General features: G+C 60.7%; 17 protein-coding genes, 1 tRNA gene and 1 pseudogene. 14 read left to right on the top strand and 5 right to left on the bottom strand.

Translation table 11 applies throughout. From position 1 onward, the window contains the following. The 3 genes from V7080_RS10705 to V7080_RS10695 form a co-directional block, all read right to left on the bottom strand. The coding region (locus tag V7080_RS10705; RefSeq protein ID WP_334188383.1) for a tripartite tricarboxylate transporter substrate-binding protein at positions 1 to 620 on the bottom strand (620 nt) is incomplete at its 3' end. A 343-nt stretch (positions 621 to 963) separates the two neighbouring features. Further along, positions 964 to 1,944, bottom strand: coding sequence for a tripartite tricarboxylate transporter substrate binding protein BugE (locus V7080_RS10700; protein WP_334188382.1), 981 nt, complete (start codon positions 1,942 to 1,944; stop codon positions 964 to 966). A 305-nt stretch (positions 1,945 to 2,249) separates the two neighbouring features. After that, positions 2,250 to 3,323, bottom strand: coding sequence for a TRAP transporter substrate-binding protein (locus V7080_RS10695; protein WP_334188381.1), 1,074 nt, complete (start codon positions 3,321 to 3,323; stop codon positions 2,250 to 2,252). A 228-nt stretch (positions 3,324 to 3,551) separates the two neighbouring features. Here V7080_RS10695 and V7080_RS10690 point away from each other — a divergent pair, with 228 nt between their 5' ends. The 3 genes from V7080_RS10690 (at position 3,552) to V7080_RS10680 (ending at position 7,229) form a co-directional block, all read left to right on the top strand. After that, positions 3,552 to 5,582, top strand: a complete 2,031-nt coding sequence (locus V7080_RS10690) for a two-component system sensor histidine kinase NtrB (protein ID WP_334188380.1) — start codon at positions 3,552 to 3,554, stop codon at positions 5,580 to 5,582. Positions 5,583 to 5,691: 109 nt separating this feature from the next. After that, entirely contained in the window at positions 5,692 to 6,282 is a 591-nt protein-coding gene (locus V7080_RS10685) for a response regulator transcription factor (RefSeq protein ID WP_334188379.1), read from the top strand. A gap of 56 nt (positions 6,283 to 6,338) precedes the next feature. Next, a complete protein-coding gene (locus tag V7080_RS10680; protein WP_334188378.1) occupies positions 6,339 to 7,229 on the top strand; it encodes an AEC family transporter in 891 nt (296 codons plus the stop codon). A gap of 21 nt (positions 7,230 to 7,250) precedes the next feature. On the opposite strand, the gene queG is transcribed toward V7080_RS10680, so the two are convergent. After that, the gene (gene queG, locus V7080_RS10675) at positions 7,251 to 8,342 is read right to left on the bottom strand and encodes a tRNA epoxyqueuosine(34) reductase QueG (RefSeq protein ID WP_334188377.1); all 1,092 of its coding nucleotides are present in this window, start codon (positions 8,340 to 8,342) and stop codon (positions 7,251 to 7,253) included. A 98-nt stretch (positions 8,343 to 8,440) separates the two neighbouring features. On the opposite strand from queG, the gene tsaE reads away from it, so the two are divergent. From tsaE to V7080_RS10625, 10 genes and pseudogenes are all read left to right on the top strand, one after another. After that, a complete protein-coding gene (tsaE, locus tag V7080_RS10670) occupies positions 8,441 to 8,926 on the top strand; it encodes a tRNA (adenosine(37)-N6)-threonylcarbamoyltransferase complex ATPase subunit type 1 TsaE (RefSeq protein ID WP_334188376.1) in 486 nt (161 codons plus the stop codon). Further along, positions 8,890 to 10,209, top strand: a complete 1,320-nt coding sequence (locus V7080_RS10665; RefSeq protein ID WP_334188375.1) for an N-acetylmuramoyl-L-alanine amidase — start codon at positions 8,890 to 8,892, stop codon at positions 10,207 to 10,209. The genes tsaE and V7080_RS10665 overlap by 37 nt, the downstream gene beginning before the upstream one ends. 395 nt (positions 10,210 to 10,604) lie before the next feature. Beyond that, entirely contained in the window at positions 10,605 to 11,120 is a 516-nt protein-coding gene (locus V7080_RS10660) for a chemotaxis protein CheW (RefSeq protein WP_334188374.1), read from the top strand. A 142-nt stretch (positions 11,121 to 11,262) separates the two neighbouring features. Further along, positions 11,263 to 12,981 carry a methyl-accepting chemotaxis protein gene (locus V7080_RS10655; RefSeq protein ID WP_334188373.1) on the top strand — a complete coding sequence of 573 codons (1,719 nt, stop codon included), beginning with the start codon at positions 11,263 to 11,265 and terminating at the stop codon, positions 12,979 to 12,981. Between the two features lie 252 nt (positions 12,982 to 13,233). Further along, on the top strand, positions 13,234 to 15,045 hold the full coding sequence (gene mutL, locus V7080_RS10650) for a DNA mismatch repair endonuclease MutL (protein WP_334188372.1): 1,812 nt from the start codon (positions 13,234 to 13,236) through the stop codon (positions 15,043 to 15,045). After that, a complete protein-coding gene (locus V7080_RS10645; RefSeq protein WP_334188371.1) occupies positions 15,042 to 16,256 on the top strand; it encodes a multidrug effflux MFS transporter in 1,215 nt (404 codons plus the stop codon). The genes mutL and V7080_RS10645 overlap by 4 nt, the downstream gene beginning before the upstream one ends. Next, positions 16,256 to 17,212, top strand: coding sequence for a tRNA (adenosine(37)-N6)-dimethylallyltransferase MiaA (miaA, locus tag V7080_RS10640; protein WP_334188370.1), 957 nt, complete (start codon positions 16,256 to 16,258; stop codon positions 17,210 to 17,212). The genes V7080_RS10645 and miaA overlap by 1 nt, the downstream gene beginning before the upstream one ends. Before the next feature lie 38 nt (positions 17,213 to 17,250). Beyond that, positions 17,251 to 17,327, top strand: a tRNA-Met gene (locus V7080_RS10635). Between the two features lie 166 nt (positions 17,328 to 17,493). Beyond that, positions 17,494 to 17,685: pseudogene (locus tag V7080_RS25395) on the top strand (Arm DNA-binding domain-containing protein); the annotation flags it as partial. Then, on the top strand, positions 17,616 to 18,239 hold the full coding sequence (locus tag V7080_RS10625) for a tyrosine-type recombinase/integrase (RefSeq protein ID WP_442947211.1): 624 nt from the start codon (positions 17,616 to 17,618) through the stop codon (positions 18,237 to 18,239). The pseudogene V7080_RS25395 and the gene V7080_RS10625, both read left to right, overlap by 70 nt. A gap of 51 nt (positions 18,240 to 18,290) precedes the next feature. On the opposite strand, the gene V7080_RS10620 is transcribed toward V7080_RS10625, so the two are convergent. After that, positions 18,291 to 19,058 (bottom strand): hypothetical protein, encoded by a 768-nt coding sequence (locus V7080_RS10620; protein WP_334188367.1) that lies wholly within the window; start codon positions 19,056 to 19,058, stop codon positions 18,291 to 18,293. Between the two features lie 701 nt (positions 19,059 to 19,759). On the opposite strand from V7080_RS10620, the gene V7080_RS10615 reads away from it, so the two are divergent. Next, positions 19,760 to 20,177 (top strand): hypothetical protein (locus V7080_RS10615; RefSeq protein WP_334188366.1); only part of this gene is annotated, 418 nt, incomplete at its 3' end.

Raw genomic sequence — 20,177 nt, 5'->3', positions numbered from 1 at the left:
TTGGTGGTCTGGTCGCACATCATGTCAACCTGTCCGCCGAGCAGGTCGTTCATCGCCGGGCCGGTTCCCTTGTAAGGCACGGTGGTCACATCGGTGCCGATCGCGCTCATCAGCAGCATGCCGCACAGATGCGATGCCGAGCCCACGCCTGCGTTCGCATAGGTGACCTTGTCCTTGTTAGCCTTGACGTAGCTGATCAGTTCCTTGAGGTCCTTGGCCGGGAAGTTGCCGCGTGCCACGATTGTCATCGGAACATCCGTCACCAGGCCGACCGGCTCGAAGTCGTTGATGGCGTCATAAGACAGCTTGCGATACAGCGTCGGCGCAGTCGAGTGGCCAATGTGATGCAGGAAAATCGTATGGCCGTCCGGTGCCGCCTTGGCCACGCGTGCGGCGCCGATGGTGCCGCCTGCACCGCCGACGTTTTCCACGATGACTTGCTGCTTCAGGGTTTTCGACATTGATTGCGCAATCAACCGCGCCACGGTGTCGGTCGGTCCGCCGGCGGCGAACGGCACGATCATGGTGATGGATTTGGTGGGGTAATCTGATTGCGCGTGGGCCATGGCGCCTGTCATCAGCGCAATACCGGCAACAGTCCGGAGCAATGTAAGTTTCATCGGTGTCTCTCCAATTATGAGTTGTCACTAAACCAGAATTAAACGGCCACGACCGCGCGCCGCTACGGAAATCCGGGTGTACCGTCCCAATGCGACGAGGCCGGCGGAAGCTTCCATGGGCGCATTATTCCCTGCTCGAACAGGGGTTACAACTGTGGAAAGCCGCAGTTTTGACCTAACCGGACTTTCCGGTCGATTCGTGATGGATGCCGAAGAGTGGTATGGCGTTCCTCAGGGAAATGGGGAGGACAACCCGGGTTCCCGCCGGTCCCTGACCAGGCCTGGCGAGAACTGTCCGCTCCCCGGAGGTTGGGAGCGGATGATGCCTGCGACGATGCGCCGATTAAGCGCCGTCGAGCTTGATGCCTTGCTTGTTGACGAGGTTCTTCATTTTCTCGAGCTCGGCCTTGATTTCGGCAGCATGTTCGGCAGGCGTGTTGCCGACGGGCTCCGCGCCGCTGGCCATGAGCCGTTCCTTGACATCCGGCATGTTGAGTACCTTGACGGCGGCGGCATTGATCTTCTTGATGATGTCGTCAGGCGTTTTCGGCGGCGCAACAAGACCATACCAGGCGGGATCATTGACCTGCTTGAGGCCAAGTTCGGCAAAGGTCGGCACATTCGGCATTGCATCCAGGCGCTTGTTCCAGGCGATTGCCAGCGGACGCAGCTTGTTCGACTGGATATGCGACATCGACGACGGAAGATTATCGAACATCATGTCGACCTGGCCGCCGAGAAGGTCGTTCAGCGCCGGACCTGCGCCACGGTACGGAATGTGCAGGATAAAGGTACCGGTGGATGCCTTGAACTGTTCGCCAACCATGTGCTGGATGCTGCAGGTACCGGATGTCGCGTAGTTGAGCTTGCCGGGATTCTTCTTCACTTCGGCGAGGAATTGCTTGAAGTCCTGCGCGGGAAATTTCGGATTCACCGTCAGCACGTTCGGTGTCCGCGCCATGTTGGTGATCGGCGCGAAATCCTTGATCGGGTCATAGCCGAGCTTGCTGTTGCAGGCCGCATTGACCGCATGGGTCGACACCGTGGATACGCCGATGGTATACCCATCCGGGTCTGCCTTCGAAATGGCCGATGCGCCGATACTCCCGCCCCCACCGCCACGATTCTCGATGACGACTGGCTGCCCGAGCTCCTTGCCGAGTTTGTCGCCGACGACACGGGCGACGATGTCGGTCGTGCCGCCCGGCGCGAACGGTACGATCAGCTTGATCGGCTTGGTCGGGAAGTTTTGCGCCTGGGCCGACGCCATCGCTGCAGCGCCGGCGGTGAATGTAATTGCGAGCAGCAGTTTGCGTGATTTCATGTCATGTCTCCTGGTTGTGGGATCGCTTGCAAATAGTGGAATATGCTCCGGCAAGCAGGATGTACTCGGCGACGTTTGCGTCGGCATCCCGTGTTTCCCGGGCATCGATTACCTTTGACGACTGCACCACGTGTCGTCGTCAAAGGTAATCGAGGCTTCGTTTAGCAGGCAACGTGCCAGGCAAGCATCAACCTGCAAGCCCTTGATATAACGTAAGTTTTTTGCACGCCCTTGCTCAATGCCTGAAGAACTGGATGGAAAACCGCATGCGTGTCAGGATACGGCATGCGGAAAAGGCGACACGCTCAGCGGCCCATCAAGGCCGCCGGCTTCCTGGCAGCGTCCTTCGTCCCATCCCGCGCCGCCTCCCTCGCCGCCTCCCTGTTAACGGCCGCGATCAGGTCGCGTCCGATGCGGGCCTCCATTTCACGGTGCACCGGGGCGAGCGCAGTACGCCACTGCTCCCTTTCCTTGTCGGACAACTGGTGCACGACGGTCTTGCCGGACTTTCTGATCGCCTCCATCGCACGGTCGTTTTCATTCTGCGCGATCGCGTTGGCGTACTGGGTCGCTTCCCGCATCGCTCCCTCGAGTTCGACTCGTATGGAGCCCGGCAGGCCTTCCCAGAACTTCCTGTTCACAATCACCACGTAGCCGAGGTATCCATGGTTGGATACCGTTAAATGCGGCTGCAGTTCATACATTTTCTGGGTATAGAAATTCGATGGCGGGTTTTCGGTGCCATCCACAACGCCGCTCTGCAGAGCCTGGTAAACCTCGCTGAAATCCAGGACCTGCGGAATGGCGCCGAGCGCGCGCATCTGCGCTTCCAGTACCTTTGACGGCTGGATCCGCATCTTCTGATTTCGGAAATCGGCAGGCACCTTGAGCGGACGATTGGCCGACATCACCTTGAATCCGTTGTCCCAGAATGCCAGCCCGGTAATGCCCTTGGTTTGCAGCCTGTCCAGCAGTTCCTTGCCGACAGGCCCTTCTGTAATGCGATAGAGGACTTCCTTGGTGGGGAAAATATAGGGCAGATCGAAAACCTCGAACTCGCGGATGCCAAGCGGGCTGAACTTGGCCAGGGATGGAGCCAACATTTGCACCGCGCCTAACTGCAAGGCTTCCAGTTCGTCCTTGTCCTTGTAGAGTTGGCTGTTCGGATAGATTTCCACCTTGACCCTGCCCTTGGTGGCGCGCTCGGCCAGTTCCTTGAAGCGTTCGGCCGCCTTGCCCTTGGGCGTATCGCTTGCCACGACGTGGCTGAACTTGATGACGATGGGCACATCTGCGCGTGCCGCATTATTCAGAGACAAGGCGGCGACCGCAACAAGCAGCGCGCTGAATCTTACTCTGAACGTCAGGCTGAACCTCATTGAGTTCCCAACAGGAAAATAGGGCTAACAATCCGACCGATTTGAGCATGGGCGTTCGGGTATTCTCGGCATCCCGCCGCCGGCTCACAACTGTGGATAACCACAATCCGGCCCGTCGGGCCGCCGTGAGCGGCTGCCTGTCGGCTACACTTGGCTGAAATAGCTGTCGGGCAGCACCGCCGGCTGCATTATATTTGTTTAAACAGCGGTATTTCTCCGGTATCGGTTATGCCCACCCTTTCGCTCAATTCCAGAACCGGCTTCCTTAGCCGCCGCCAGCCGCTTCACTGGTTCCTGCCGGTTCTGCTGGTGCTGCTGTTCGCATCCATTTTGTTATGGCTGCCATGGCAGGCGCAGCAGATGGAAGCCAACGAGCGCCAGGAACAGCTGATCGCCGACACCTTGTGGGTGGAACAGACCATTCGCTTCCAGATCGGCCGCAACGAGGAAAACATCCGCCTCATCGGCACCGAAATCAGCGCCGGTTACCTCAACGGCAAACGCCTGCGGGACCGAATGACGAGCCTGATCCGCAACAATCGCGAACTCAACCGCATCGCGCTGTTTGACGATGCGGACCGGCTGATCGAGTCGACCGACGATTCACCGCTGGCACTCAAGGACCTGCCGGGCAATTCGCTCGCGGCGGCGGAAACCGCGCGCGGCACCAGGACACCCCAATACAGCCAGCCGGCGCCGCCGCCCGGCCTGGCCGGCCCGCTGCTGATGGACTATCACCTTCCGCTGTTTGCGGGCGAACGGTATATCGGCAGCCTGATCGCCAGCTATTCGGTTGCCAGCATCCTGGATGAAATGGTGCCGTGGTGGTTCGCTCAGGACAATGAAATCCAGCTGACCGACAGTGACGATGTGATGGTCGCCAAACGAGCCGCCGGCGGCCCGGGGCGCGGCGTCTATACCCACCTGCGGGCGCTTGACCTGCCCGGCGCGCGATTGACGCTGCGCACGAACAGCGTCAAGAATGCCCCGAAACTGCTCCCCAACCTGCTGGTCGGCTCGGTGATTGCGCTGTCCATCGGACTGCTCTGGAGCCTGTGGGCATTGTGGCGCGACATCAACCGGCGCCTGGCGGCGGAGGGCGCTTTGCGGCAGCAGGTCAGTTTCCGCAGCGCGATGGAAAATTCGCTGGTGACCGGCATGCGGGCGCGCGATCTCGAAGGCCGCGTCACATATGTCAATCCCGCCTTCTGCCGCATGGTGGGCATGCCGGCGGAGGACCTGCTGGGCAAGATGCCGCCGATGCCGTACTGGGCGCCGGAAGCGATGGAGGAATACCAGGAGCGTTTTTCGCAGGTGCTGGCGGGCACCGTCACGGACCAGGGTTACGAGACGATCTTCCAGCGCGCAAACGGCGAGCGGTTCCCGGTGCTGATTTTCGAATCGCCGCTGGTCGACAACAGCGGCAAGCAGACCGGATGGATGGGATCGATCCTCGATATTTCCGACCGCAAGCGCATCGAGGACCTGAATCGCCAGCAACAGGAAAAACTGCAGGCCAGCGCGCGGCTGGCGACCATGGGCGAGATCGCATCGACGCTGGCGCACGAGATCAACCAGCCGCTGGCGGCGATCTCCAGTTACACCACCGGGGCGCTCAACCTGATCAACAACGCGGCCACCCCCGGCGACGTCAACATCGAGATGCTCAAGCCGGCACTTGAGAAGGCAAGCGCCCAGGCGCAACGCGCCGGCCACATCATCCGCAGCGTGCACGCGTTCGTCAAGAAACGCGAACCGGCGCGGGAGAAGGTGTCGATCCAGGCATTGATCGACAACGTGCTGCCGCTGGTGGAACTGCAGGCGCAACAATTTTTCGTGTCCATCCAGACCAGTGTTTCGTCCAGGCTGCCGCCGGTGCTGGCCGACCGCGTCCTGCTGGAACAGGTGCTGCTGAACCTGACGCGCAATGCGATCGAGGCGATGCAGCATGTGGCGCCGGAGCGGCGCAGCCTGCGTATCGTGGCCGAGCGGGAGGAGGAGTCGCCGTCACAGGCCAATGTCGTCATTTCCGTCATCGACCGCGGCCACGGCATCCCGGCGGAAGTGGCGGAGCGCTTGTTCTCGCCGTTCTTTTCGACCAAGGCGGAAGGCATGGGCATCGGCCTGAACATCTGCCGCACCGCGATCGAATTTCACGGCGGGACGATGACCCATGCCGACAATCCGGCGGGCGGCACGATCTTCCGCTTTTCACTGCCCGCGGCGGAAGCCGTCTCCGCAACGGCGATGAGCAAATAGATGCAGCGGCGAAACCCGTTCTGGCATAATCGGCCAGACGATGCAACGCCCTGGCAGGACGAACACATAATAAGTCCGGCACAAGCCGGGTAGATTCGCTGGAGACCGAATGCTGCACATAGTGGATGACGAAGAAGTGATCCGCGACTCGCTGACGTGGTTGGCAAGGTCGCGCGGAATATCGGCTGCGGCCTACGACAGTGGTGAAGCGTTCCTGAACGCGCTGGAAGGCTGGCAGAGCTTCGACATGCAGGGCGAATGCATCCTGCTCGATGTGCGCATGCCGGACATCAGCGGCGTTGCACTGTTCGAGTTGCTGGCGGCGCGCGAACTCACGCACCGGCTTCCCATTATTTTCCTGACGGGGCACGGTGACGTGCCGATGGCGGTCGATACCCTGAAGCGCGGCGCGTTCGACTTTTTCGAGAAGCCGTTCAACGACAACAAATTGATGGATCGGGTGCAGGAAGCATTCGCCGCCTCGCGGCAGGCAGGCGAGGCGGCCGCGGTGCAGGCGCGCCTTCAGGCGCTGTCCGCGCGGGAACGCGAAGTACTGGAACTGATCCTTGCCGGTAAAATGAACAAGGTCATCGCCGATCAGCTCGGCATCAGCATGCGTACCGTCGAAGTCCATCGTGCCCATATCTTCGACAAGATGAACGTCAAGACGGCGGTGGAATTGGCGCGGCTGCTGAAGTAGCCATCTTTCGCCGCGCCTTGCCGGGCGCCCCACGACAGCGCCTGGCCCACTAACCCATGTCCATCGCCACCCTTCTCTTCCCCGACTTCGCACTGATCCTCATCGGCTTCCTGCTGGCCCGGTTCACCGACTGGGGTGCGTCGTTCTGGGCCGGGCTGGAGAAGCTGGTGTATTACGCGCTGTTCCCCGCGCTGCTGTTCTACTCCACATCCCGCACGCCGCTCGATTTCGCCAGCACCGGCAAGCTCGTGCAGGCGGCGATCGCCGCAGCCCTGTGCGGCGTCGCCCTCGGCTGGCTGGCGAAACGGCTGTTCCGCGCCGGGCCGATGGTCTTCGAATCCGGCGTGCAAACCGCATTCCGCTTCAACTCCTATATCGGCCTGGCGATCGCCTCGCGCCTCGGCGGGGAACAGGGCACGTCGCTCATGGCGCTGATCATCGGTTTCGCTGTTCCGTTATGCAACATGGCGGCGGTGCATGCGCTGGTGCCGCAAGGCGGCGGATTGCTGAAGGAATTGGCGAAGAATCCGCTGCTGCTGGCAACCGCGGGCGGCATGCTGTTCAACCTTTCCGGATTGCAGATGCCGGACATCATCGGCGCGACGCTGTCCCGCATGGGCAACGCCTCGATTGCGGCGGGCCTGATGACGGTCGGCGCTGGCCTTCGCTTGTCCGGGCTGCACGAAGCCAAGGGCATGGCGGCTTACTTTCTCGGGGTCAAGCTGCTGGTGCTGCCGCTGGTCGGTTTTCTTGCCGGACGCTGGCTCGGCCTGCCTCCGCTGCAGATGCAGATCCTGTTGATGTTTTGCGCGCTGCCTACGGCATCCAGCGCCTATGTGCTGGCTGCGCGCATGGGCGGCAACGGACCGTTCGTGGCGTTTTTGGTGTCGGCAAGCACGGTGGTGTCGGCGGTGACGCTGCCGCTGTGGCTGGGGTTGGTTCTGTAGGCGATGGATTCGGCCTGATATTCAAATCGCAACATGCATTTCCAGCGCCCAGGCCACGTGTTCGCGCACCAGTGCCGACGGGTGATCGGCCCTGGCCTGCAACGCCGCAACGATCTCCGGCGACTGCACGCCGTCCCGCGCCGCGTTCCCCAGTCCCACCGCGATATTGCGCAACCACCGTTCATGCCCGATGCGGCGGATCGGGCTGCCTTCCAGACGGCGGTTGAATTCCTCCTCGCTCCAGCCGAACAGCTCCACCATCGATGCATCATCCAGCCCGTTGCGCACGTCGAAGTCCGGCAACTTGGACGGTTGCGCAAACTTGTTCCATGGGCAGGCCAGCTGGCAATCGTCGCAGCCGTACACCCGGTTGCCGATCAGGCCGCGCAGGTCCAGTGGAATGCTGCCCTTGAGCTCGATCGTCAGGTACGAGATGCAGCGGCGGGCATCGAGCCGGTAGGGGCCGATGATCGCCTGGGTGGGGCAGATATCGATGCAGGCGCTGCACTGGCCGCAATGCGAACTCACCGGCGCATCCACCGGCAGCGGCAGGTCGGTGAACAGCTCGCCAAGGAAAAACATCGAACCGGCCTCGCGGTTGAGAAGCAAGGTGTGCTTGCCGCGCCAGCCGACGCCGGCCTTGCTGCCAAGCGCCACTTCCATGACCGGCGCCGAATCGGTGAACACCCGGTAGCCGAACGTGCCGATTTCACCTTCTATGCGTTGCGCCAGTTGCTGCAGGCGGCTACGCAATACCTTGTGATAGTCGCGTCCCCGCGCGTAGACGGAGACCACGGCGGCGGACGGATCGCCGGCACGCCGTTCCTCCCTGCCACGCCAGTCCTCGCCTGCGTTTCTCGGCAAATAATCCATGCGCGCGGTGATGACCCGCAGCGTACCCGGCACCAGCTCCGCCGGCCTGGCGCGCTTCATCCCATGGGCTGCCATATAATCCATGTCGCCATGATGGCCGTCCGCGAGCCAGGACCGCAGCCCGTCCTCGGCAGCCGACAGGTCGGTATCCGAAATGCGGACGTCGGCAAAGCCGAGCTCGCGGCCCCAAGCCTTGATGGCCAGCGCCAGCGCGGTTAGATCGGTATCGGTCACAATCATGGAAACAGGCGATTCGCTTGCAGGAAGACAACAGTCGCGGCAGTGGCTGTCAGATGCCGTTTGCATGCCGCGTCAATTGAAAACAGCCATTTTACGAGATGCAGAACTTCAAAGCCCACCTCCAGGATGAAGCCGCGACGGCTGCGCTGGGCTCCGCCATGGCCGCCGCCCTCAAACCCGGCCTCACCATCTACCTGCACGGCGATCTCGGCACCGGCAAGACCGCACTCACCCGTGCGATGCTGCATGCGGCAGGCCATGCCGGCAATGTCAAAAGCCCGACCTATACGCTGGCCGAGCCCTATTCGGTTGTCATCGCCGGCCGCCCGGTCGAGGTCGTCCACTTTGATCTGTACCGGATGGCGGGACCGGAAGAGTTCCTCGATGCCGGATTCCGCGAGTATTTCAACGCCGACACGATCTGCATCATTGAATGGCCCGAAAAGGGCGAACCCGTGTTGCCCCCGCCCGACATCAATGCCTTCCTGCAAGTTTCCGGCACAGGGCGTGATGTAGAATTGCAAGGGTTGTCCGACCAGGGTATTCAATGTCTCGACCGACTGAAATTCGCACCAAACTTGTGACATCCCGACGCCGCCGCACGATTCTCAAAGCCGGCGGCACACTTCTCATCTCCGTCATCGCTTCCCGGCCTGCGCAGGCAGCGCAGATCATGGCGGTACGCGTCTGGCCGGCCGACGACTACACCCGCGTCACACTCGAAAACGATACCAATCTCAAAACCAGCCACTTCATCGTCAAGAATCCGGAGCGGCTGGTCGTCGACATCGAAGGCCTTGAACTTAACGCGACGCTGAAGGAACTGGTCGCCAAGATCCAGCCGAACGATCCGTATATCCAGCAGGTGCGGGTAGGCCAGAACCGGCCGAACGTGGTACGGCTGGTCTTCGATTTAAAGGAAGAAATCAATCCGCAGGTCTTTACCCTCGCGCCGGTCGGCGAATACAAGCACCGGCTGATTTTCGACCTGTATCCGGTCAATCCGCCCGACCCGATCGCGGCCCTGATCATGAAAGGCGAGTGGTCGCGCGAGAAACCGGCCGACACGCCAGCCGCACCGCCGCCGGTCGCCGAGACCAGGCCGGATGCCGCCCCCCCGCGATCCGGAGCCGCTGAAGACAAACCTTCGCCATTGACCCGCATGATCACGATCGCCCTCGACCCGGGGCATGGCGGCGAGGACCCCGGCGCGATCGGGCGCGGCGGCAGCCGGGAAAAAGATGTCGTACTGGCAATCGCCAAGCGCCTGAAGGCAAAGATCGAGCAACAGCCGAACATGCGCGTCATGCTCACGCGCGACGGCGATTACTTCGTGCCGCTTCATGTACGCGTCGGCAAGGCGCGCAAGGTGCAGGCCGACCTGTTCGTGTCGATTCACGCCGACGCCTGGATCGAAACCACCGCCCGCGGATCGTCAGTGTTCGTGCTGTCGGAAAAAGGCGCCAGTTCCACCGCCGCCCGTTGGCTGGCCCGCAAGGAAAACTCGGCCGACCTCATCGGCGGCGTCAACCTGAAAGGCCAGGACAAGCTGCTCGCCAGCGTCCTGCTGGACCTGTCGACGACCGCGCAGATCAACGACAGCCTGAAACTGGGCAAGGCGGTACTGGCAGAGATCGGCGGTATCAACCGGCTGCACAAGGCCGCCGTCGAACAAGCCGGCTTCGCCGTCCTGAAGGCGCCGGACATTCCCAGCATCCTGATTGAAACAGCGTTCATATCAAATCCCGAAGAAGAAGCCAAGCTCTCCGACGACGCCTACCAGGACAAGATGGCGGAAGCGGTGCTGACCGGCATCAGGAAGTATTTTGCCAAGAACCCGCCCCTGGCCAAAAACCGGATGATGTAAGCGCCCACCGAACAACGTGGCGAACCGGTCGAGGCCGGGCGGAGAAGCGCAGGACCGCAAATCGCGCATCTCTTGCCAAAAATCGGCTCGCGCATTCGGTTTTAACGCTCCCGGCGCTGCTGAACAAAATGCATTCCTGCCACGATTTTTCTTTTCCAGCCGCTTCAGGTTGCCGTGGGGCTGCCGTTAAACAGGTAGCGACAGTCGGTGACCGATTCGGTGTTGCGCTATCCGCACTTTCCACATTGGAACAAACCGGCTTTTGATATAGGCTATGCCACAGGTGATTGAACTGGCGGTTGTAACCCAAGTTCACCCCGCCTACCTGCAATACCTATCCGACAAGATCGTTCAACCATGCATTGAAACGACGGCTTCTTTCAGGGAGACACAACATGCTGCAAACAAGCACCGGCATCGCCCCTGTATCTGAACACACCAATCCTCAGGGAAGCGGCATTCGCGAATTCCTCTCCTTCACGCTCGGCAAGGAGGAGTACGGCGTCGACATCCTGAAGGTGCAGGAACTGCGGGGCTACGATGCGGTGACGCACATCGCCAACGCACCGGACTTCATGAAAGGTGTCATCAACCTGCGTGGCGTGATCGTTCCGATCATCGACATGCGCGTCAAGTTCAATCTCGGCAAGCCGACCTACGATCAGTTCACCGTGGTGATCATCCTGAACATGGGCTCGCGGGTGGTCGGCATGGTGGTGGACAGCGTTTCCGATGTCACGACGCTGAAGCCCGATCAGATGAAGCCGGCACCCGACCTCGGCGGTGCTTTTGAGAGCGGGCACCTGATCGGCATCGGCACCATCGGCGAACGCATGCTGATCCTCATCGATATCGACAAGCTGATGTCCGGCGCGGACATCGGCCTTATCGACCAGCTGACTGCACACTGATCCGAGGTTCTGTGCAGAACGTATCACCAAGCGCGCCAATCATCTAAAAACAACAATCAAGGCGTCCATGTGACTACCGGCAATCGTGGGGCAATATGCTCCACCGCCCGCGCCGTCTGTCCGGACGCCATAGAGGAGAATCATGAAACTTCGCAACCTTCACATCGGCACCCGGCTGGGGCTGGGCTTCGGACTTGTATTGCTGCTGATGATGGCGCTGGCGCTGGCCAGCCTGTCGCGCATGGCCAATATCCACGGCAGCCTGGACAAGGTCATCAACGAGAACAACGTCATCGTCAAAGAGTTGAACGACATGCGCCACGCCGTAATGACGGTCGGCGTGGTGGTGCGCAACATCTCCGTCATGACCCAGGAAGATGAGATCAAGACCGAAGTGAGGCTCATGGACGCGGCGAATGCGGAGTACGTGCAAAGCATGCAAGCGCTTCGTGCGCTGATGAACAGCGCAGACGATAAGATTTTGCTCGACAAGATCGACGCCGGCCAGGCCGAGGCCAAGCCATGGATCGACAAGGCGGTGGCACTGGCGCTCAAGCAGGGTGACGTCATTCCGGTTCTGCTCGCCAACGTCGTGCCGACACAGCGGATGTGGCTCGAAGCGATGGAAGAAACCGTCAAGAGGCAGGAGGCTCTGGCACAACAGACATCGGCCGACGCGGATAGCGCCTACGCGAATGCCCTTTTACTGACGCTCGCGCTGGCCGGTGCCGCCCTGCTCGTGGGTGTATTGATCGCTTTCTTCGTCACCCGCAGCATCACCAGCCCCCTTCGCAGCGCGGTCGGCGTTGCACGACGCGTGGCGGACGGCGACCTTACGACGCAGGTCGACGTGCAATCGACGGATGAAACCGGCCAGCTCATGCAGGCACTGAAGGACATGAATGAGAGCCTGGTGCGGATCGTGGGCGAGGTGCGCAACGGCACCGACACCATTACCCATGCTTCCAGTGAAATTGCGGCCGGTAATATGAACCTGTCAGTCCGCACCGAGGAACAGGCAAGTTCGCTGCAAACGACGGCCTCATCCATGGAAGAACTGACATCGACCGTCAAGCACAATGCGGAAAACGCCAGCCAGGCCAACAAGCTGGCGGCCACCGCATCGGAAGTGGCGATCAAGGGTGGCGCAGTGGTGTCGCAGGTGGTCGATACGATGGGCTCGATCAATGATTCGGCGAAGAAGATCGTCGACATCATCGGCGTCATCGACGGGATTGCCTTCCAGACCAATATCCTGGCGCTCAATGCCGCCGTGGAAGCGGCACGGGCAGGCGAACAGGGGCGCGGCTTCGCCGTGGTGGCGGCGGAAGTGCGCAACCTCGCCCAGCGCTCGGCGGCGGCCGCCAAGGAGATCAAGGCGCTGATCGGCGATTCCGTGGAAAAGGTCGAAGCCGGCGCCAAGCTGGTCGATCAGGCCGGCGCGACGATGGACGAGGTCGTCGCCAGCGTGCGGCGCGTCACCGACATCATCAGCGAGATCGCCGCAGCCAGCCATGAGCAGACCAGCGGCATCGAGCAGATCAATCAGGCGATAACGCAGATGGATAACGTGACGCAGCAAAACGCGGCGCTGGTCGAAGAAGCCGCTGCCGCTGCCGGCTCGATGCAGGAACAGGCAGGCAATCTGTCGCAGGTGGTCAGTGTCTTTAAGATGGAAGGGAATGCGGTGCGGGCGATGGACGGCCCGGCGGCATCCGGCACAGCAGCACGGCCGGCAAGGACTGTACGCATGAAAGAATCTCCCGCCGCGCCTGTCGCAGTCCGGAAGGCTAGCAGCAAGCCTGCATTACCGCCGTCGGTCAAAACACCGACGGACAATGCGGAATGGGAAGAGTTTTAACGGAACGACGTCCATGGCAACCCTTAAGCACTGAGGCACTTATCGGCATGCGGCATGTATGAGGGGGATTGCATGAAATTCATTTCCGCCCTGTTGCATTCCGCGAAAACATACACTACGGTTCGGTTACGGTGACAACAATTGATCTTCGGCAATCATCTTCCGGCAAACGCCGGAAAATCGGTTTTCCCGTGAAGCAGAATCAACAAACGACGACCGAAGGCCAATTTTCGCCGGCGGTATAATCGTCGGATGAATGCCCCACACTCGCCCGTCCGCCCGATCCAGGCTCTTCCCGACCAACTCATCTCCCAGATCGCCGCAGGCGAGGTGGTGGACCGCCCCTGTGCAGTCGTCAAGGAATTGCTTGAGAATGCGCTGGATGCCGGCGCGACGGCGATCACCGTGCGACTGGAGGAAGGCGGTGTCAAGCGCATCGCGATTACCGACAACGGCCGCGGTATCCCGCCCGAACAACTGCCTCTCGCCCTCGCCCGGCATGCGACGTCCAAGATCGCGTCGTTGTCCGACCTCGAAAACGTCGGCACGCTCGGCTTTCGCGGCGAGGCATTGGCGTCCATCGCCTCGGTGGCGCAGGTCACGATCACGTCACGTACCGCCGATGCGCCGCACGCGTCGGAAATCAGCGGCTCGCATGACGGGAAGGTGACCCCGTCGTCTGGTACGCTCGGCACGACGGTCGATGTGCGCGATCTGTATTTCAACACGCCGGCACGGCGCAAGTTCCTGAAATCCGAGCAAACCGAATTCGGCCATTGTGCCGAAGTGGTCCGTCGCATCGCGTTGTCACGGCCGGATGTCTCGTTCTCGCTGACGCATAACGGCAAGACAGTTGATCACTGGAATACCAGTGAGATCGACAAGCGCAGCGCATATATTCTCGGCAACGAATTCGCCAATGCCCGCCTGTCGCTCGATGAAAGCGCCGGGCCGTTGCGGGTGCACGGCTTCATCGGCCTGCCGACCGCATCCAAGGCGCGTGCCGACGCGCAATATTTCTATGTCAACGGCCGCTTCGTGCGCGACAAGCTGCTCACCCATGCGGTGCGCGCCGCGTATCAGGATGTGCTGCACGGCGACCGCTATCCATGCTATGTGCTCGGACTGGAGTTGGATCCGGCGCTGGTGGATGTGAATGTGCATCCGTCGAAAGTCGAGGTGCGCTTCCGCGACAGCCGCGCAGTGCACCAGTTTGTCTTCCATGCGGTCAGCCGGGCGCTGGCCCAAACCTCCGGCAGCGCGCCCGCGCCGCAGCCGGCGAGCACTGGCACATTGCCGTGGCTGCGCGAACAGCGGCAAAGCAGCTTTGGCGCCCAGTTGTCACCCGCCCTTGGCGTTTCGCAAACCATGGCGGATTACGGCGCATTGTTTTCCGGCGATGCGCCGCAGCGGCAAATGCCCGCCGGGACAGCATCTGCGGTAGCCGTCGCGCTTGAATTTCGGGAACCGCCGCCGGAAGAATTCCCGATGGGCTTTGCCCTCGCCCAATTGCACGGCATCTATATCCTCGCGCAAAACGCAAATGGATTGGTGCTGGTCGACATGCACGCGGCGCACGAACGCATCCTTTACGAACAACTGAAGAATGCGCTGGATGCCGATGCAATGCAGGTGCAGCCGCTCCTGATCCCGGTGACCTTCCATGCCGATCCGGTCGAGGTGGGGACGGTGGAAGAAAACATGGAAGCGCTGCAGGCGCTCGGCTTCGATATCAGTGCGCTGTCGCCCACCACGCTCGCGGTACGCGCCATTCCCGCACTGCTGAAGAATGCCGACGCACAAACCCTCGCACGGGACGTGGTGCGCGACGTGCGCGAATTCGGCGGTTCGCGGGTGCTGGTCGAACGGCGCAATGAAATGCTCGGCACGCTGGCCTGCCACACCGCCGTGCGCGCCAACCGCGCGCTGACCATCCCGGAAATGAATGCACTGCTGCGCCAGATGGAAGCCACGGAACGCGCCGACCAGTGCAACCATGGCCGCCCGACCTGGGTGCAACTGGCGCTGTCCGATCTCGACAAACTCTTCCTGCGCGGACAATGAGCACCGAACCCCGTCCGCTGGCGCCCTTCGCAGGCGCGCCCATCCTGTTGCTCATCGTTACCTTCCTTATGCTGCAACCGTTGTCCACCGATCTCTACCTTGCTTCACTGCCCAGCCTGGCAACCGGCTTCGCCGTCCCGGCCGCCACGGTGCAACTGACCTTGTCGCTGTTTGTCATCGGCTTCGGCGGCGCACAGCTCATCATCGGACCGCTGTCCGACCGCTATGGGCGGCGGCCGGTGCTGCTGTGGGGACTCACGCTGTATGTCGCGGCGAGCGCCTTGTGCGGATTCGCGCAATCCATCGAATTGCTGATCGCCGCACGGTTCCTGCAGGCGCTCGGCTGCTGCTCGGCGGTCGTCATCGCCCGTGCCATCGTGCGCGACGCCTATGCCCGCGAGGACAGCATGCGGGTCATGGCCAAGGTCAGCACCTGGTTATCGCTCGCGCCGCTGCTCGGGCCGATCCTCGGTTCCTACCTGCAGGTGGCCTTCGGCTGGCGCGCCGCCTTCGCCGCGCTCGGCCTGCTGTCGGCGGCGGTCATGGCCGCGACCTTTCTCCGGCTGCCGGAAACCAACATGCACAAGGATCCGCAGGCAACCCGCCTGTCGGGCCTGCTGGTCAATTACCGCATCGTGCTCGGCGCGCGTGAGTTCTGGGTGCACGCGTTGCCGGGCGCGCTTTCCTACGGCGCCATCTTCGCCTTTATTTCCGGTTCGTCATTCGTGCTGATTCGCGTGCTGGACGTACCCACCGCATGGTTCGGCTACTGCTTCGCCTTCGGCGTCTCCGGCTACATGGCAGGCACGCTGGTATGCCGGCGCCTGCTGCCGAAGGCCGGCAGCGACGGCGGGCTGCGCATCGGCAGCATCGTGTCGCTGGCCTCCGGCATATTCTTCCTGGGTGCGGTCGCGGCCGGCGTGGCGCACTGGTCGCTGATCCTCGCGGCAATGTTCCTGACCATGGGCGCACACGGCATCAATTTCCCGATCGCCCAGTCCGGCGCCGTGTCGCCGTTCGCCCAGCAGGCAGGCACTGCCGCCGGTCTCATGGGCGCGCTCTACATGACCGTCGCGTTCATTGTCGGCAGCGTGGTCGGGGCAACGCACAACGGCACGTTGTATCCGCTGGCGTTCATTTCCTGCGCACTGGGCGTGCTGATTTTCGCGGCAGCGCGCATCCCGCGCGGCGCCGCGGCGAGAGCCGCCTGATGCAAAAGCCCATCGTCGTCGGCCTGATGGGCCCCACCGCGTCCGGAAAAACAGCAGCCGCACTGGAAATTGCCCGGCATGTTCCCTCGGAAATCATTTCCGTCGACTCCGCCCTCGTCTACCGCGGCATGGATATCGGCACCGCCAAACCATCGCTCGAAGAACGTGCCGCCGTCCCCCATCACCTCATCGACATCCTCGATCCGGCGGATGCCTACTCGGTCATGCAATTCCGTCAGGATGCGGTGCGGCTCGCCGGGGAAATCGCCGCACGCGGCCGCCTGCCGTTGCTGGTCGGTGGCACCATGCTGTATTTCAAGGCATTGCGCGATGGCCTCGATGATCTGCCGCAGGCAGCCCCGGAAGTCCGGGCAAAGCTGGACCGGGAAGCGGCCGACATCGGCATCCCGTCGATGCACGCACGACTCGCCGCACTCGATCCCGACACCGCGGCACGCCTGAAACCCAACGATGCGCAACGGATCCAGCGTGCACTGGAAATCATCGAATTGACCGGTCAGCCCATGTCGGAATTGCTGGCACGCGCACCGAAAACCGAATTACCGTTCGACCTACTGCCGCTCTCGCTGGAGCCATCCGACCGCGCCGTGCTGCATGCGCGCATCGCCAGCCGTTTCGACGCCATGCTGGATGCAAAGGACGGTGGATTGCTGGCGGAGGTGGAAAAACTGCGCGCGCGCGGCGACCTGCACCCCGGCTTGCCGTCGATGCGTTGCGTCGGCTACCGGCAAGCATGGGAATACCTGGATGGCGCATACGGCCGTGCGGAATTGCGCGAGAAAGGCATCGCCGCCACGCGGCAATTGGCAAAACGCCAACTCACCTGGCTGCGCTCGATGCCCGATCGCATCGTCATCGACTGCCTGCGGCCGGATGCCCCTGCGGCGGTGCTGGAAACCGTCCGCAAAGCAAGAGAGACGCCGCCGCGATCTTGACAGCACGCACTGCACAAAGGATAATGTGCGGCTGTTTTGGTGATATAGCTCAGTTGGTTAGAGCACAGCACTCATAATGCTGGGGTCGGTGGTTCAAGTCCACCTATCACCACCACCAACACGTTCCAAGACGTCCCGCAGCATCCTAAAACCCGCTTGTAGCCCAGTGCTGATGCGGGTTTTTTGTTTTCTGATGTCTTTTGGCATCCGTTGACATCCCCGCCCTTTGACGGCATCTATGACAGGATCAGCCGACCCGGCCAAAAGCGGATACCGTCAAAATGCCGAAGCTCGCCACGCCCCTGACCGACATCCAGCCTCGCAACGCCAAGCCGAAAGAAAAGCCGTACGAGCTGTCCGACGGCGGCGGGCTCTACCTGCTGGTCAAGACCGACGGCGCCAAATACTGGCGCATGGATTACCGGTACGCCGGCACGCGCAAGACACTGGCGTTCGGGCGCTACCCGCAGACGTCGCTCGCGCAGGCACGGGAAAAGCGCGCAGCAGCGCGCAAGCTGCTCGACGACGGCACCGGCACAAGGTCGACTCGTGGCAACCCCGGACGTCCACCAATGTCCTGTACCGACTGGAAAAGGATGTGTTCCCCGTGATCGGCAAGTACCCGATCAAGGAACTCAAGGCCCCCGTCATTCTCGACATGCTGCGGCAGATCGAACGGCGCGGCGCGGTGGAGATGGCGAGACGGCAGGCGCAAGTATGCGGGCAGATCTTCCGCTACGCCGTCGCGACGGGCGTGGCCGAATATGACCCGGTGCCCAGCCTGCGCGGCGCACTGCGGCCGACACCAAGAGGACATCACGCGGCGATCACGCCGGATGAGCTGCCGGAATTCCTGCGCATCCTGGCAAAGAACGAAGTCCTTCGGCCCCAGAGGAATCCGCAAAGACAAACACCGACCGATGCTAATGGAGTTGGCTCTGGAACATTACTGACACTAACGTCAAGGTTATCCGGCAAAGCCGCAGAATGGCTACTGCAGGTTCGGGAAACCGCGTCAAAGCGCTGAATACGGTGGGTAAGGCTGATCGTGACTTTGCAGCGGCTTGCGCAGGTGAGTCTAGACAAGGGGAACCAGTTCATCCAGCAGGGATGCTGGCGCGCGTCCCAGGCGCGCGAGATTCGCAGTCAGGTTGATATGCCGATGGGCATTACCTGTTGGTGAAGTACGCAGCCTCCGGGTAAGACTGAAGTCCTTGAACAACAGTTTTTCAATCTGCGCGACTCGCTGGCTTTGCTTCGAGTGCCAGACATCGGTGGCATTATTGTATGACGTTGAAACATGAATGGGGTTAGTCAAATTGAAGCGCGAGCGATGTTCATCGAACAGGACATATGGACTAGCCATGCGATGACGCCAATTCTCATGAAAAGGATAAAAGGTTTCATGTTGAACAGGCCCGGTCTGGTCGAATCGCGCCAGGACATTATAGTGCTGGCGATAGGAAACATATGTAGGATTTGTCCAGATCTCGCGCCGGTCCTGAATGACTTTCTTGACCGTCCCTGCACCAATGAAAAAATACCGCGTATCGCGTCCTGTTTTCTCGCGCCTGGCACAAAAGAAAATGACAACATGGTTCGCACCCAGCTTCTTTCGAACGTCCGGACGGCATACCCCCCATCCCGCATGTTCCGCGCAGCCCTGGAAACATCTTGCGGAATAGAATGACGGATCGTCGCCCCAGTCATAGTAAGTCGATCCCGTCACGTAGTCATTAATAAAGCTGGCCAAATGCGGATCATGGATGCCACCGGCCAGGGTGTCGACAACCTCTTTCTCTTTGGGTGTGTAATTACGGTAGACGCAAACGTATGCTCGATCCATGATGCCAGATTGTGGACAAGTTGAGGGCATGGAAAGCCTTTAGAAAGCATAACATGCTGGTTAACGCGCTAGGGGCCCGGGCACCTTCGAATGGCATCTACAACTCTCCGTATTCGAAAGTTCTCGCTTAGGAAAGCTCAACTCACCAAGCTGTCATGCGCAGAACGAAATCTCATCTTTCGGGGGGCGACGAATTCCCATTCTTCATCACTGACGTCACTTGGGTAGGGCTTGCGAGCATTCATCCTCGCATGACTCTTGATCCTCAGCTAAGTAAATAACCTCTGATATACCCGCCTAGGCGCTCTTCTCCAAACGAAACATTCGATTCGCCAATTTTTTTAGACTGGCAGCCGATATTTATCGTGGCATTTACCCTGCAATTCCTTGCACGCCTCGCGTTCGACCTGGCTTGGAATCGCGGCACCTCGAAGTCGACTTAGGGCAGAGCCGATACATGCCCGGAGCGTTTGCATGGGGTGCAAGTCTGGCAGTCGGTAGGAAGACGCGTTTGCTGCAGCCCGCGACTTATTGCCTGCTCGGCCGACCTGTCGCGAGAACTGCCGGCAAAATCCACGTTGGGAAATAGTCAAAAGCGTCCTGAAAGGACGTATTATTGCTTAAAAATAATTGCATTCGTAGTGATCCTTCAGCACGAACGCTTCCCCTTGCTCCTTTTTCCGCCGTTAACGAGCATCTCGATGGAATTGACTTTACCCCCAAACCTGCTGTTTGAACGACAACAAGTTCTCAAATTACATAATGGAGTAGCGACATTAATCGGAGGTAACGGCTCCGGAAAATCATGCATCCTTCGTTCCATATTCGATGCCAAACTGAATGGAAAAGACTTTTCTGACACCAGCGTGGTCTGTTTTTCCTCGGGGCAGAACGAGGCATTTACCACGTTGTTTCGGGAATTTCTGGCAAAGGAAAGAAGTAGTAACAACGCGCTGGACCTAGAAGGTTTCTATTTCGATAAGACGTGGTCGAAGATATTGATTTTTTTGGCTACCACCATTCGCAGTAATGGAAGAGTTCGTCAGTTCCTAAGAGAGAGGTGGCCCGGAAATTCGGACATTAGGATAAGTGGTGGCTTTGCTTCACAATCTTGGCCGG

The sequence above is a fragment of the Noviherbaspirillum sp. genome, from assembly GCF_036846085.1.
In the GTDB taxonomy this organism is placed as follows: Bacteria; Pseudomonadota; Gammaproteobacteria; order Burkholderiales; family Burkholderiaceae_D; genus Noviherbaspirillum.
Note: the sequence above shows the minus strand (reverse complement) of the source record. Positions and strands in the feature narration are given on the sequence as shown.